Genomic DNA, 14,516 nt, shown 5'->3' on the forward strand with positions numbered 1-14,516 from the left:
TCATGACCTCTTCCCCACCCGAACTGCAGCAGACTGTCCGCGCCACGCGGGTGTACCGCTTGGTGGCCATGCTGCTGGGTGTCGGGACCCTGCATTTCGTGGCGCCCAAGCCGTTCGACGGCATCGTCCCGGCCGAGTTGCCGGGCAGCGCGCGCTTCTACACCTACGCCTCGGGAGTGGCCGAGCTGGGAACGGCGGGCCTCCTGCTGGCGCCGCGCACCCGTCGTCTGGGTGCGCTGGCCGCGATCGCGTTGTTCGCGTCGGTGTTCCCGGCCAACGTCAACATGTGCCGTCTGTGGAAGAACAAGCCGTTGATCATGCGCCTAGGCGCCTTCGCCCGGTTACCGCTGCAGATCCCGATGGTCAGCGAGGCCTACAAGATCTACCGCACCTCGTAGGCCGCGCGCTTCAGTCGCTCGTTTCTACGAGCGCGTCGGCCGTTCTGCGCGCGGATTCGACAGCCGCACTTCGGGACTTGCTGCCGTCGGGCATGCCACAGTGCTCCACGCACGTCGGCTCCGCTCGGGGGCGGTCACCGTCGAGCAGGTCGGCTATCCGCTCGACCAGCGCGGTGAGCTTATGTTCGTCGGCTTGCTTCACTTCGGGTTGTGCCCCGAGAGACGTCGGCACTCAAGGCGGGCATCGCACAGCCCCCCGGCGGGGTCGGCGCTGTGGTGGGCGCTGAGGTAGTCGTCGAGAAGACTCTCGCGCTGTGCGCGACGTTGCGGGCGTGTCCCGGATTCGGTCTGGGCGAGGAAGGGCTCGCCAACGCATGCGTCGATGACCGCCTCCAGCAGGGCCTCCTGGTTCGGGGAAGTTCGAATACAACGCGCCTGATGTCACGCCCGCCGCCGCCGCGAGCGCGTCCACGCCAACTCCGTTGAACCCACAGGTTTTCAGTGATCGTGCCTGGCGTCGATGAGCGCTTTTCGCGCCTTGGCCTTCTGATCCGGCGGGTATCTCACTCTGCCTTCCATTCGCACTGTTGCCTACATCGTCAGTGTAGGATAGCGTCCGATATATAACGATCGATATTTTAATATTCGAGAGGCGGCCCCATGACAAGCCAGCAAGCAGTGGAGTTCGCGAACTTCTACGCCGATCTGAGCGCCCGGTCGGGGAACCCCGAGTTCGACCTGTCCACTGTCCGAGACGTCGTCGAGACGATGCACCTGGCGACGAAGGAGCCAGAAGACGTCAGCTACGCCGAAGTGGACGCCGGCGGCGTGGAAGCGCTGTGGTGTATCCCGGCCGGAAGCGACCCCGATCGCGCGCTTCTCCACAACCACATGGGCGGCAGCGTCGTCACTTCCATGCATTCAGAACGCAAAGCCGCCGCGCACATCGCCAAAGCGGCCGGCATTCGCTCGCTGGTGCTGAACTTCCGACGTTCGCCGGAGCACAAGTTCCCGGCCCAGCTCGAAGATGTCAACAGCGCCTATGCCTGGCTCCTCGCCCAGGGCTACCGAGCCGAGAACATCGCCAGCGTCGGGAATTCGATCGGCGGCAATTTCGCGGTAGGCCTTGCCCTGCGGTTACGCGATCAGGGCGCGCCGCTGCCCGGGGCCATCCTGGCCATCTCTGCTCTGTTCGACGCCACGCTGACCAACGAAACCATCGACGGCAACGCCGAACTGGACAAGCTCCTGTCGCGCCCCCTGCTCGAATTCTTCCGGTCGTGCTGGCTGGACGGCACCGGCGTGGAATGGAGCGACCCGCGGGTGAACCTTCTCGAAGCCGACCTCGCCGGTCTGCCGCCGATCGCGGTATACCACGGCACCGACGAGCTGCTCGCCGGCGAGGCGGTGGAATTTGCCAGTCGTGCCGGCGCTGCAGGCAATGACATCGTCGTGCGATCCGTTCCCGCAGGCCAACATTCATTCATCATCGGCGCCGGCCGAGTACCCGAAGTCGACCAGGCAATTGGCGAGATGGGTGGCTGGCTGCGTTCAAAACTCGGTCTGCAGCCAGTCGAGGCCTAGTCGGATGGACAGCATCCCTCAACGAAATTCGTCGACCAACTCAGTGCTCAGGTGCGGACGGGCTACGACTTCGTGGTCTGCGGGTCGGGCTCCTCGGGATCGGTGGGGGCCCGTCGACTCGCCGAGGACCCAGATGTCAGCGTGTTGCTGCTGGAGGCCGGCGGGGACGACGACGTGCCCGCCATCATGAAGGCCGACCAGTGGCCGCTCAATCCCGGCACCGAACGGGATTGGAACTTTCGGGCCGAGCCCAGGCCGCACGTCAACGGCCGATCGATGCCGTTGTCGATGGGGAAGGTGCTCAGCGGGGGTTCGAGCATCAATGTGATGTTGTGGGCGCACGGACACCGCAGCGATTGGGACTTCTTCGCCGCCCAAGCCGGTGACGCCCGGTGGAACTATGAGTCGGTGCTGCGGATCTATCACCGCATCGAGGACTGGCATGGCGCGCCGAATCCCGAATACCGCGGTTCCGGTGGCCTCCTCTTCGTCCAACCAGCACCCGACGCACACCCGATCGCACCCGCCATGATCGACGGCGCCTGCTCGGCGGGCATCCCCGCGTTCGACAACCCGAACGGCAGAATGATGGAGGGCTCAGGTGGCAGCTCGATAGCCGATATCCGGGCCCGCGGCGGCTACCGTCAATGCGTCTACCGCTCTTATGTTTTCCCTTTTGGAGCGGCCGAACCTGACCGTTCTCACCGGCGCGCTGGTGCGCGGTTGACCCTCGACGGCAGCAAGGCCACCGGGGTGGAGTTCGCGCACAACGGAACGCTGCACCGGGTCGGTGCCGCCAATGAGGTGGTGCTCTCGCTGGTGCGATCAACACACCCAAGGTGCTCATGCAATCGGGTATCGGTGACCAGGCCGAAGTTCAGCGGCATGGCATCCTCGTGGTCCAGCATCTGTCCGGTGTGGGCCGAAACCTGCAAGACCATGTCGGCTTCGACTGCGTGTGGGAGTACGAACGTCCTATGCCGGCGCGCCACACCGCGGTCGAGGCGCGTTTTTCTGGACCAGCGGCCCCGGGATGGACTGCCCCGACATACAGACGTGTCAGGCCGAGTTTTCCAAGTCATCCAGCGCCGAGAACACCAGCCGCTTCAATCCGCCGGCGGCGGGATGGAACCTCTTCGGTGGTCTCATTCAGCCGAAAAGCCGCGGCGAAATCCGGTTGACCGGTCCCCACCCCACTCGATCTCGGCGAGATCCACGCCAACACGTTGTCCCACCCCGACGACGTCAAGGCCGCGATCGCGCGCGTCGAACTGTATCGGGAGGTCGGTAACTCGGCCGCGCTGCGGCCGTTCACCAAGCGCCAAGTCATGCCGGGCAATTTGAAGGGGCGGAGTTGGAGAGGTTCATCCGTGACGCTGCCTCGAGCTACTGGCATCAGACCGGCACCGCCGAAATGGGCCGTGCCGCGATGTCGGTGGTGGACGGCGACCTCAAGGTGTACGGAATAGACCGACTCCGCTCGATCATGCCCCGCGTGACCACCGGCAATACCCAGGCGCCGTGCGTGGTCATCGGAGAGCGGGCGGCCGAGATCCTCATCGCCGAGCACAATCTCGCCCCTGCCGAGCCCGACGAATCCTAGGCCGCTGGCTGCTCGAGCAACGCGAGCAGGTCATCGGCGCCGGGCAGCGACTCGGGCATCACCGTCCGGCCGGACCGCACATAGTGGAACGCCGCCCGCACCGATTCCACCGGGCAGTCCCGCAACGCCGCCCATGCCAGCCGGTATACCGCCAGCTGAACAGCCGCATGCTGCTCGGCTTCCGGCGTATCCGGCGGTTCACCCGTCTTCCAGTCCAGGACGGTGGCACCGCCGTCGTCATCGGCGAAGATCGCGTCGATGCGACCCCGTACCACGCGGCCGCCGATGACCATGTCGAACGGCACCTCCACGTCGACGGGTGTACGGGCAGCCCACGGGGACAACGCGAACGCCGCCTGAAGCTCGGCCAGTTCGTCGCCGTCCCCGGCGTCGCGGTCGACGGCTCCCGGTAGATCATCGAGGTCGAACAGCCGATCGGCGCGGTAGAACCGTTGCACCCAATCGTGGAAGGCGGTGCCCAGCAAGGCGTGGGGATCCGGCCGCGCCGGGAGCCGCCTGCCCAGCCGCTGCGCAGCCGCTCCCGGGTCACGGCGAAGTTGCACCATCGTGCTCACGGAAAACTGGAGCGGCAACGGCGGGACGGGACGCTCGGCGACACGCTCGCGTTCGGCCAGCAGGGCGTCGACGTCGGCGGCCCACCCTTCGACGTCGGCGACGCCGTCTTCGATACCGCCCGACATCGCCTGAGCCACCAGCACAGCGCCCCGGTCGATGTCGCTTCGGCGGGAAGCCGACGGGTCGGCGGGCCAGACTGCCTCCACTGCTTTGTCCCGCAACGGGTTCGGCTCACCGGCAGCGGGTAGCGGCGCCCACTGCTCGATGACGCCGCACGCATCGCCACCGGTCGCTGATTCCTCGATGATGTCCTTGAGTTCGCAGAGGAACTCGGACGGTCCGCGCGCCTTCAGCTCGGCGGCACCCCAATGATGTCCGGATAGCAGTAGCGTGCCCTCGGCGCGGGTGATCGCCACGTAAAGCAGTCGGCGCTCCTCATCGACACGGCGCTGGTCGAGGCTGCTCTTGTGGTCGAAAATTTTGTCCGACAGTTGCTTTCGATCGTTCACGTCGGAGGTGTCGAGAATCGGGACACCGTGATCGGCGGCGGTCGCCCGGTCGCCGCGCAGCAGCGGGGGCAGATCTCCGGCGTCGGTGAGCCAGGTTCGTGTCGACGCGGTGGAGGGAAACACCCGCGCACTCAGGTGGGGCACCGCCACCACCTGCCACTCCAGACCCTTGGCCGCGTGCACCGTGAGGATCTGGACACGATCACTGGCGATCGGCACGTCGGCGGGCGCCAAACCGTTCTCCACCTGTTCGGCCGCGTCGAGAAACGCCAGCAGTCCTTCGACGGTCGCCGACGGGCGGCCGGCGAAATCGGCCACCACGTCGGCGAAGGCGTCGAGATGTTCGGTGCCGGTCCATCCCGCCGAAACCGGCTGGGCCGCCCGCGCTTCGGCATCGACCCCAAGCATCCGCCGCACCTCCGCCACCAGATCGGGCAGTGGGTAGGTGAGGTGCGTACGCAGGGCGGTCAATTCGCGTCCGAGCCCGACGATTCTGCGGTGCCCGGCGGCGGAGTACGCCTCCGGAGTGCCGAGGTCACAGATTGCGTCGGCCAGGCAGGCGGCGTCGGCATCGGGTGCGGCCTGCGCGGCGATCCGCTCGGTGGCCGAAGTGTCGTCGGTCCTGCCGGGTCGGTCGAGTTCGACGGCGCGGCGCCACAACGCGGCGATGTCCTTACCGCCCAACCGCCAGCGCGGCCCGGCCAGCACCCGCATCGCCGCCGCGCCTGCGGTCGGGTCGACGACCAATCGCAGCGTGGCGACCACATCGGCGACCTCCGGGATGGCGAGTAGACCGGCGAGTCCGACCACCTCGACCGGAACTCCGCGCGCGGTGAGCGCATCAGCCATCGGCGCCGCGTCGGCGTTGCGGCGCACCAGTACGGCTGCGGTGGGCGCGGACTGGCCGTTGTCTCGGGCTTTGTGGTAGATCTGCGCCAGATGGTCTGCGACCCAATCCCGTTCGACCGCCACGTCCGGCAGCAGTGCGCAGTGGATGCCGCCCGGCCCGGCGTCCGGCCGGGGGCGCAGCGCACGCACCGCGACCGACCGCCGCCGGGCCTCCGCGGAGACAGCGTTGGCGATGTGCAGGGCCTGCGGCGGATTGCGCCAACTGGTACGCAGCTCCAAGGTCGGCGCAGGCGTCCCGTCGGAGTGCGGGAAGTCGGTGGTGAAGCGCGGCAGGTTGGTGGCCGATGCACCGCGCCAGCCGTAGATCGACTGAATGGGATCACCCACCGCCGTCAGGGCCAGGCCATCGTCAGCCCCACCGCCGAACAGCGAAGACAACGCGACGCGTTGCGCGTGGCCGGTGTCCTGATACTCGTCGAGCAGCACCACCCGATAGCGCTGCCGCAGTTGTTCACCCACTTGAGGAAACCCCACGGCCAGTCGCGCCGCCGAGGCCATCTGCATGCCGAAGTCCATCACCTTCTCTTCACGCATGCGGTGGTGCACGGCATCGATGAGCGGGACCAGCAAGGTGCGTTCGGTCTGAGTGGCCAGCATGCGCAGCAGCCACTGGCTGGGCCCGCGGTCGCGCTGATAGGGACCGGCCGGCAGGTTGTGCACGAGACGCTCCAGTTCGACGTGCGTGTCGCGCAACTGATCGGTGTCGACGAGGTGCTCCGCCAGCTGGCCCGCCAGACGAAGGACCATGGCCGTCACGGCGGCCGGTGTCTTCTCGGTGTCGAGATGCTCAGGATGCTCACACACGACGCGGAAAGCCAGCTGCCACAACTCAGTTTCACTGAGTAGCCGGGTACCGGGCTCGACCGGCAGCAGCAGGCCGTGCTCGCGCAACAGAGTGCCCGCGAAGGCGTGGTAAGTGCTCACCGTCGCCGGATCGTCGACGACACCGGTGGGGCTGCCGTCGGTCACCAGTCCCGCTCCCGCGAGCCGCGCCAGCCGGGTGCGGACGCGCCGCAGCAGCTGCCCGGCCGCCTTCCGCGTGAATGTCAGTCCGAGCACCTGGCCTGGCGATGCATAGCCGTTGGCGACCAGCCAGACCACGCGGGCGGCCATGGTCTCGGTCTTGCCCGCGCCGGCACCCGCGATCACCACCAGCGGTCCCGGCGGTGCGGCGATCACCGCCGCCTGCTCCTCCGTCGGCGCGAACAGGCCCAGTGCGGCGGAGAGTTCGGCCGGACTGTAACGCGCCATCATGACCGCCCACCCGTTTTCTCCTGGGCCGGGCACATCGGCCGCACCGGGCAGTGCGTGCAACCGTCGTTGATCCTTGCGACGAACTCCGGGCCCTGGGTCGCGGCTGCGGCCTGCTGCACCCGGGTCAGCCACTCGCTGCGGGCGCCCGCGGTCAGCGCGTCCTGTTCCCGCTCGGTCGCGCCACCGGCACCGGTCTTGCCGAGGTACACCAGGCGGCCTCCGCCGGGACCATCGCCCTGCGCCAGTAGACCTTCCGCGATCGCCACCTGGTACAGCGCCAACTGCGCGTGGCGTTGGGCGTCGTCCTTGCTGACGGGGCTCTTACCGGTCTTCACGTCGACCACGACCAGCCGCCCCTCGGTGTCGCGTTCCAGCCGGTCCAGACGCCCGCGCACCCGAACACCCGGGCCGTCCTGCGCGCCGATCACGCCGTCGACGTCGATCTCGGTGCCCACCTCGGTGAGCTCGTGCCGGCTCCGAGCCCGCCACTGCGCGAACGTCGACAACATCGACCGGTGCCGCACCAACTCGTTGTCCGAATACCACCGAGAATCGAAGGGCAAATTCTCCCAGACCTTTTCGAGTTCGTTGAGCATCTGATTCTCGGATTTGCCTGATTCGGCGACCAGGGCGTGCAGCAGCGACCCGACCGCCGATCGCACGTCGCGGCCGTCGGTGCCCCCGTGGCGCTCCAGCAGCCAGCGCAGCGGGCAATCGGTCAACGTCTGCAGCGTCGAGGGCGACAACGTGACGACGTGATCGTCGCCGCACCAGAGGGGTTCGTCACTGGACAGTGGCGTCAGGCCGTACCACTGCTCCGGAGCAGCGCCGGATACCCCGCCTGCGGCGAGGCGTGCCAATTGAGCTGCCGCGCAGGCACGCGACTCGTCGTCGACCGAGCCCGGCGGTGCACACACCACCGCCCGAAGCCGCCCGACCAGTGCCTGCGGTGCCAGCACCCGCGGCGCCTGGATGGGCACGACGGGATCCGGCCCCTCGTCGGTCTGCAGCGCTGCCAACTCGTGGCAAAACGATGACGGGAGCATCGACTCGTCACCGCAGTCGCTGTCGACCGCGGTGATCAGCAGTCGGTTTCGGGCCCGGCCCATCGCGGCGATGAGCAGCCGCCGCTCTTCGGCGAGCAGCGGCGCCCGTGAGGACAAGACCTGAGCGCCCGGTTCCACGATGCCGTCCATGACGTCGACGAGCTGTTGGGTGCCCAGTACGCCGCCACGCGGAACAGTGTTGGGCCACAGGCCTTCCTGCAGTCCGGCGATCACGACGAACTCCCACTCTCGCCCAAGCGCCGAATGCGCGCTCAGAAGCGTGACCGCGTCGGTATCGGCGCGATGGTCATGCGGCGTCGCGGACAGCGTGAGCGCCGTGACGTGGTCGACCAGGCCGCGGAGCGATGCCCCCGCGGTGCGGGCGACATACTGCTCGGCGACGTCGAACAGTGCGGTGACGGCATCGAGCTCGCGATCGGCCTGGGCGCCGGCGGAGCCGCCGCGCTCGCTCGCCGTCAGCCAGCGCCGTTGCAGGCCGGACCGCTGCCAGGCCTGCCACAGCGTGTAGCGCGGATCATCACCGGCAGCAGCACTGCGGCGCGCCGCGGACAGCACCGCGCGCACCCGGCGCAGCGGCCCCGCATATGCCGGGGCCAGCCGATCGGTTCCGTGATCGAGCGCCTCGACCAGCAGTTCGGCGAACTCGCGCGGAGACTTCCCGGAATCGGCGCGGCGCAAAGCCCGCCGCAGCTGACGAAGGGATACCGGGTCGACCCGGCCGATCGGCCCGGTCAACAGGGCGAGCGCCTTCCCGCCGTCGAGACCCTGTTCGGTGACGTCGAGTACCGTCAGCAGCGCGCCGCACCGCCGGCTGATCGGAGAGCACCGCGCCGGGTGACGGCGAGTCGACGGGTACGCCCGCGGACATCAGGACACGGCCCAGCGACGAGCCCACGCGTGGGACGGACCGCACGATCACCGCCATCTGAGACCACGGCACCTCATCGACGAGATGCGCACGCCGTAGCGCATCGGCGATCAAAGCCGACTCCGCATGCGGCGACGCGGCGATCCGCACCGCAAGCGAGCCCGCCTCCACGCCGGCACCGGTCAACGCGCGGACTTGGTCGCTGCCCGGCAGCCGGCGTGCGATGCCCGCGATGGCATCAGCGATGCCCGGGGCGCACCGATGGGACCGCGTCAAGGTGATCGCCGGCACGTCCCCCCGCAGAAGCGCGGGATCGGCCCCCCGGTAACCGAACACGGACTGTTTGGGATCACCGGCGATGACGGTGAGCCCGGCGCCTGCCGACAGCACCTCCACTAGCCGCGCGGCCTGCGGATCAAGATGCTGCGCGTCGTCGACGAGGAGAAGTTCGATGCGTTCCCGTTCGGCGGCAAGCAGATCGGGGTCCATCGCGAACGCTTCGAGGGCGGCGCCGACGAGTTCGGCAGCGCCCAGTGCGGGCACCGTGGCCTGCGGCGCGGCCATCCCTACGGCCGAACGCAGCAGCATGATCTGCTCGTAGGCCTGGGCGAACTGTCCTGCGGCCAGCCATTCACGTCGACCTGCGATGCGCCCGATGCGTTGCAGCGCAACGGGATCGACACCGCGTTCGGTGCAGCGGGCCAGCAGACCCCTCAGTTCGGTCGCGAAACCGACCGTGCTCAACGCGGGCCGCAGCTCGGCCGGCCACGCCACCGGAGAATCGTCGCCGTCCTCGACGTCGCCGGCCAGCAATTCGCGGATGATGCCGTCCTGCTCGGCACTGGTGATCAACCGTGGTGGCGGGTCCCCATTGCGCTGCGCAGCCAGTCGTAATACCGCGAACGCATAGGAATGCAGCGTGCGGACCACCGGTTCCCGTACGACGGCGCGGCTGCCCGCCGACAGCAGAGCGGAGGTGATAGCCGCGCGTGCGTGCGTGCTGAGCCGGGCCGAACCCGTCAGCAGTAGAACCGATTCCGGGTCGATGCCGGCACCGATGTGTTTGGTCGCGGTCTCAATCAGCAGGCTGCTCTTGCCGGTTCCCGGCCCGCCGAGAACACGGACCGCACCCCGCATACCGGGATCGGTGAGCGCAGTCGTGGAGAGATCGGTGTGCGGTGCGGACATGTCAGCATGAGACCACGGGGGTCCGACATTCGGTGCCCACCGGCTGCTGGCAGCATCTAACCGTGACCGTCGACACGCAGGGATTGCACGTGCACCGCTACGGGCCCGCCGGGCCCGCCGGGATTTTGGCCGTTCATGGCGTGACCGGACACGGACAGCGATGGCAGACGCTGGCGACCCGGTACCTGCCCGAGGTCGCCGTCGTCGCGCCGGACCTCATCGGACACGGGCGGTCGTCGTGGGCGGCCCCGTGGACCATCGATGCGAACGTGGCGGCGCTGGCCGACCTGGCCGACGCCGAGGCCGACGGCCCGGTCGTGGTGGTCGGGCACTCCTTCGGCGGGGCGCTCGCGCTGAATCTGGCCGCCGCGCGACCGGATCTGGTCGCCTCGCTGGTGTTGCTCGATCCGGCGGTCGGTCTGGACGGCGAATGGATGCGTGACATCGCCGACGACATGTTCGCCTCGCCCGACTACACCGATCGCGACGAGGCGCGCGCCGAGAAGATCAACGGGTCATGGGCAGAGGTCGACGCCGAAGAAATCGAGCGAGAACTCGACGAGCATCTCATCGAACTGCCCGACGGCCGGTCCGGCTGGCGGATCAGCATTCCGGCCATGCTGTCGTACTGGAGCGAGCTGGCCAGGCCGATCGCGTTGCCACCCACCGGCACTCCGACCACGCTCGTTCGGGCCACCCGCACCGATCCGCCATACGCACGCGATGAGCTGATCGCCGCGCTGCACGACCGCCTGGGCGACGACTTCACAGTCCTGGAGTGGGACTGCGATCACATGGTCCCCCAGGCCCGACCCGCCGACACCGCGGAATTGATCCGCACGCAGCTGACCCGGGAATAGCGATGGCCGTTATCACCGACGAGCAGGTCGAGGCGGTGCGTGCACTGGTCGCCTCGATACCCGCCGGGCGGGTCTCGACATACGGTGACATCGCCGATGCGGCAGGGCTTTCCAGTCCGCGGATCGTCGGCTGGATCATGCGCACGGACTCGTCGGACCTGCCATGGCATCGCGTCATCCGGGCCTCCGGCCGCCCGGCCCCCCACCTGACCACCAAACAATTGGAGCTGCTGCGCGCCGAAGGGGTCCTCGCCACCGACGGCCGGATCCGGCTGTCGCAAGTGCGCCACGAGTTCTGAGCGACGAGACAAACGCCAGGGTCGTCGAGCAGGCGGATTTACGACCCGGAATATTGTTTCGGCGCAGGCTCGCCCGCTACAGCACCAGACGGACGAGTGCCGCCGTGCGAGCCAGACCTGGAAACGCGGCCGAGGTCGACCGCGGATGCAATGCATGCACGGCCAGCCGGAACATCAAGGCGCGCAGCAACATCTGCGGCCACTCGGGCAGTGGACTCCAGCGTTCGATGAGTCCGTCGTCGGCCTCGCCCCACGAGAGGGCATCGACGACCACAACGCCGGCCGCCCATGTCGCGGGCCGCCAATAGGGAGTGATGTCGGTGATGCCTGGTGCCGCAGTGCCAGCGAAGAGCACGGTGCCGTAAAGATCGCCGTGCACCAGCTGGCTCGGGCTCTTGGTCGGCCTGCGCAACGACGCCAGCTGGTTGATCAATTCGATCGAACGCTGTCCGTCCGCCGAGCCGGGCGATACCCGGGCACCCGGCGGCAATGAGTGCAGCGGCCGTTCCTCCCATGCCGCGCGGTCGGCGGCGATGAAGACGTCCACATCTGCCCACGGCGCGACCGGCGGCTGGGTCAGGAACCGCGGCCGCTCCAGCTTGGCTGTCGCCTCGTGCAGGCGCACCGCGGCCGAAACCACCTCGTCGTGGCGTGGTTCGGGGGTGCCCGCGACGTAGGTGTCGGCGCGCCAGCCGGCCACCACGTAGCGTCCATCGGTCGACCGCACCGGCCGTGCCAGCCGCACGCCGTCCACGAACAACGTCTCTCGGACCTTGGCCGACCACGCCGCACGCGCATGATCGGCGATCATCGAAAGGACGACTTCGCCGCAGCGCCAGCCGCCTTCCCAGCTCGAGCCGAGCGCCACCGGCCGCACACCGCTCAATCCGAAAGCCGCCAGCACATGATCAGGCGGTCGTTCGGCAGTCACCACCTCAGCCTAAGCGGCCATGGAGCAAACGGGCCGTTAGTACATCACCATGTCGGGCTCGAGTTGTTTCGCCCATGCCACGATTCCGCCCTGTAGATGCACCGCATCGGAGAAGCCGGCCTTCTTCACCACGGCCAGCGCTTCGGCCGAGCGCACGCCGGTCTTGCAGTACAGCACCGGTGTTCGGTCGTGCGGCAGCTTTGCCAGACCGTCGCCGGCCTCGATCGTCGACTTCGGGATCAGCTCGGCCCCCTCGATGTGGTTGATGTCCCACTCGACCTCCTCGCGCACGTCGATCAGTGCCAGCGGCTTCCCGGAATCCATCAGCTCGCGCAGTTCGCGCGGGGTGACGGTGGCGTCCGCCGCGGCCTCGGCCGCCGCCTCGGAGACCACACCGCAGAACGCGTCGTAGTCGATGAGCTCGGTGATCTTGGGCGTGGCCGGATCCTTGCGAATCCTGATCGTGCGGTAGCTCATGTCGAGCGCGTCGTAGACCATCAGCCGGCCCAGCAGCGGCTCGCCGATACCGGTGATCAGCTTGATCGCCTCGGTGCCCATCACCGAGGCGATGGAGGCGCACAGGATGCCGAGCACGCCGCCCTCGGCGCACGACGGCACCATCCCCGGTGGGGGCGGTTCGGGGTACAGGTCGCGATAGTTCAACCCGAGTCCGTCCGGGGCGTCCTCCCAGAACACCGACACCTGACCTTCGAAACGATAGATCGAACCCCAGATATACGGCTTGCCCGCCAAGACGGCGGCGTCGTTGACGAGGTAGCGCGTCGCGAAGTTGTCGGTGCCGTCGAGGATCAGGTCGTACTCCCTGAACAGGTCGACGGCGTTGTCGGGCTCGAGCCGGAACTCGTGCAGCCGCACCTCGACCAGCGGGTTGATCTCCAGGACGGAATCCCGCGCGCTGCGCGCCTTCGGCCGGCCGATGTCGGACTGGCCGTGAATGATCTGACGCTGCAGGTTGGACTCGTCGACCTCGTCGAATTCGACGATCCCGATGGTCCCCACCCCGGCCGCGGCCAGGTACAGCAGCGCCGGCGAGCCCAGCCCGCCCGCACCGATGACCAGCACCCGCGCATTCTTCATCCGCTTCTGCCCGATCATCCCGACATCCGGGATGATGAGGTGACGGCTGTAGCGCGTGACCTCGTCACGTGTTAGTTCGGCCGCCGGTTCTACCAGCGGCGGCAACGGTGTCGACACCGTGTCTCCTTGATCGCCTTGATTCCACGACTACTGACCATCACAGCAGGTACCGCTATCAACAGCAATGAGGCCACGCTACTTCCCTCGGCTGCGCTCAGGCGATGGGATAGGGCCAGGGGTTGAATCGGCAGGTCTTGCCGTCGGGCTTGACCGAGTCCGGGTCGAAGCGCGCCGCGTCGTTGTTGTTGGTCGAGAAGGTCTGCTGCATCATCACGGGCGCGAGATCGCCGTTGACGGCGCACGGTTCGTGGTGCGGATAGCCGATGGCGTGGCCGACCTCGTGGTTGATCACGTACTGGCGGTAGGAGCCGACGTCGCCCTGGAACGGCACGGCACCGCGCACCCATCGGGCTTCGTTGATGAACACCCGCGGCTGGCTTTCGGCGTATGCCGGGTTGTAGCACGACGCCTCGAGCTGGATGTCGTAGCCGCAGCCCTCGCGCACCGTCATCGGAGATGTCAGTGACACGCGGAAGTCGGGGTCGCCGCTGTCGACACGCGTGAACGCGAACTGCGGATTGTGGGTCCAGCTCTTGGGGTTGGCCAGCGTTTCGCTGACCATCCGGGCGAATCCGTCGTCGCCCCCGAACGCGGTATTGTCCACGCCGTCCTCGACCTCGACGGTGTAGGTGAACGTTTTGGCGGTGCCCTCGCCCACCTTCGGCGTCGTGCCGGGCACGACGTGCCACGTCTTGGCGCCCGCCTCGGGGAACACACCGCCGTCGGGGAGGATCCCGGTCGGCAGGTTGGCGTCGAACTGGGTGAGCCCCTTGGGTGGTGCACCGATGATCGCGGTGCTCGCCATGCCGATGGTCGGCGGTCCCTGCACGGGGCCCTCGGCCTCCTTGGCCGCGGGCGCGCTGGCCCCGGTGACGGTCTGGTAGACGACGACGGCGGTGACCGCGACCAGTATCGGCAGCGCATATGCGCGCCAGCCGTAGGTGGAGATGAACCGTCCCAGCCAACTCTGCTTGCGCCATTGCCGGCGCTCGTCGCGGTTGGATCTGACGCGACCTGAGTCTTCGGTCAAGGGGTCGCGCTGCGCACGCAGCGGCTCTCGCCACTCGTTGCGCAGAGCGGGTGCGCGACTACCCCCGCGACGCCCCGAGTCGTAGGTCACCGAATCAGAATGGCACAGAGGCAAGGACTTGCACTTGGCGGCGCGCCACCTCTGCACCGAGTCGGCGACCTGTCCCGCATAACCCGCCGACGGTAGTAGTGTCGTGGCGAAACGCAGTCAACAACCGGCGCC

Annotated in this window: 10 protein-coding genes and 2 pseudogenes; 6 read left to right on the forward strand and 6 right to left on the reverse strand. The window is 68.0% G+C overall.

Annotated elements, in window-relative coordinates; all coding sequences use genetic code 11:
- The first annotated feature begins 2 nt into the window (after nt 1-2).
- Nucleotides 3-398, forward strand: a complete 396-nt coding sequence (locus ACVWWN_RS33100) for a DoxX family protein (RefSeq protein WP_457147620.1) — start codon at nt 3-5, stop codon at nt 396-398.
- 232 nt (nt 399-630) lie between these two features.
- On the opposite strand, the gene ACVWWN_RS33105 is transcribed toward ACVWWN_RS33100, so the two are convergent.
- Nucleotides 631-870, reverse strand: a complete 240-nt coding sequence (locus tag ACVWWN_RS33105; RefSeq protein WP_457147621.1) for a hypothetical protein — start codon at nt 868-870, stop codon at nt 631-633.
- A 188-nt stretch (nt 871-1,058) separates the two neighbouring features.
- Between ACVWWN_RS33105 and ACVWWN_RS33110 the strand changes: the two genes are divergently transcribed.
- The 3 genes and pseudogenes from ACVWWN_RS33110 to ACVWWN_RS33120 all read left to right on the forward strand — a co-directional run bounded on the left by ACVWWN_RS33110 (nt 1,059) and on the right by ACVWWN_RS33120 (nt 3,585).
- Complete coding sequence (locus ACVWWN_RS33110) at nt 1,059-1,982, forward strand: alpha/beta hydrolase (RefSeq protein ID WP_457147622.1); 924 nt, start codon at nt 1,059-1,061, stop codon at nt 1,980-1,982.
- Between the two features lie 102 nt (nt 1,983-2,084).
- A pseudogene (locus ACVWWN_RS33115) lies at nt 2,085-3,163 on the forward strand (GMC family oxidoreductase).
- Nucleotides 3,164-3,336: 173 nt separating this feature from the next.
- The gene (locus tag ACVWWN_RS33120) at nt 3,337-3,585 is read left to right on the forward strand and encodes a GMC oxidoreductase (RefSeq protein ID WP_457147623.1); all 249 of its coding nucleotides are present in this window, start codon (nt 3,337-3,339) and stop codon (nt 3,583-3,585) included.
- Here ACVWWN_RS33120 and ACVWWN_RS33125 read toward each other — a convergent pair.
- Together ACVWWN_RS33125 and ACVWWN_RS33130 are read right to left on the reverse strand one after the other, a co-directional pair.
- Complete coding sequence (locus ACVWWN_RS33125; protein WP_457149370.1) at nt 3,582-6,833, reverse strand: ATP-dependent helicase; 3,252 nt, start codon at nt 6,831-6,833, stop codon at nt 3,582-3,584. The two genes, ACVWWN_RS33120 and ACVWWN_RS33125, sit on opposite strands and share 4 nt — an antisense overlap.
- A pseudogene (locus ACVWWN_RS33130) lies at nt 6,830-9,956 on the reverse strand (ATP-dependent helicase). Before ACVWWN_RS33130 ends, ACVWWN_RS33125 begins: the two are co-directional and overlap by 4 nt.
- Before the next feature lie 62 nt (nt 9,957-10,018).
- Between ACVWWN_RS33130 and ACVWWN_RS33135 the strand changes: the two are divergent.
- Both ACVWWN_RS33135 and ACVWWN_RS33140 read left to right on the forward strand, forming a co-directional pair.
- Complete coding sequence (locus ACVWWN_RS33135) at nt 10,019-10,816, forward strand: alpha/beta fold hydrolase (protein WP_457147624.1); 798 nt, start codon at nt 10,019-10,021, stop codon at nt 10,814-10,816.
- A gap of 2 nt (nt 10,817-10,818) precedes the next feature.
- Complete coding sequence (locus ACVWWN_RS33140; protein WP_457147625.1) at nt 10,819-11,115, forward strand: MGMT family protein; 297 nt, start codon at nt 10,819-10,821, stop codon at nt 11,113-11,115.
- A 76-nt stretch (nt 11,116-11,191) separates the two neighbouring features.
- Here the strand turns inward: ACVWWN_RS33140 and ACVWWN_RS33145 are convergent, their stop codons facing one another.
- From ACVWWN_RS33145 to ACVWWN_RS33155, 3 genes are all read right to left on the reverse strand, one after another.
- Nucleotides 11,192-12,046 carry a TIGR02569 family protein gene (locus ACVWWN_RS33145; protein ID WP_457147626.1) on the reverse strand — a complete coding sequence of 285 codons (855 nt, stop codon included), beginning with the start codon at nt 12,044-12,046 and terminating at the stop codon, nt 11,192-11,194.
- 36 nt (nt 12,047-12,082) lie between these two features.
- On the reverse strand, nt 12,083-13,261 hold the full coding sequence (moeZ, locus tag ACVWWN_RS33150; RefSeq protein ID WP_457147627.1) for an adenylyltransferase/sulfurtransferase MoeZ: 1,179 nt from the start codon (nt 13,259-13,261) through the stop codon (nt 12,083-12,085).
- 97 nt (nt 13,262-13,358) lie between these two features.
- A complete protein-coding gene (locus tag ACVWWN_RS33155) occupies nt 13,359-14,384 on the reverse strand; it encodes a DUF3152 domain-containing protein (RefSeq protein WP_457147628.1) in 1,026 nt (341 codons plus the stop codon).
- Nucleotides 14,385-14,516 lie beyond the last annotated feature (132 nt).

The sequence above is a fragment of the Mycobacterium sp. URHB0021 genome, from assembly GCF_054057895.1.

Excerpts from the sequence above, each read along its gene's own strand:
- ACVWWN_RS33100 (WP_457147620.1), top strand. The coding sequence starts at position 3 with ATGACCTCTTCCCCACCCGAACTGCAGCAGACTGTCCGCGCCACGCGG.
- ACVWWN_RS33110 (WP_457147622.1), top strand. The coding sequence starts at position 1,059 with ATGACAAGCCAGCAAGCAGTGGAGTTCGCGAACTTCTACGCCGATCTG.
- ACVWWN_RS33125 (WP_457149370.1), bottom strand. The coding sequence starts at position 6,833 with ATGATGGCGCGTTACAGTCCGGCCGAACTCTCCGCCGCACTGGGCCTG.
- ACVWWN_RS33140 (WP_457147625.1), top strand. The coding sequence starts at position 10,819 with ATGGCCGTTATCACCGACGAGCAGGTCGAGGCGGTGCGTGCACTGGTC.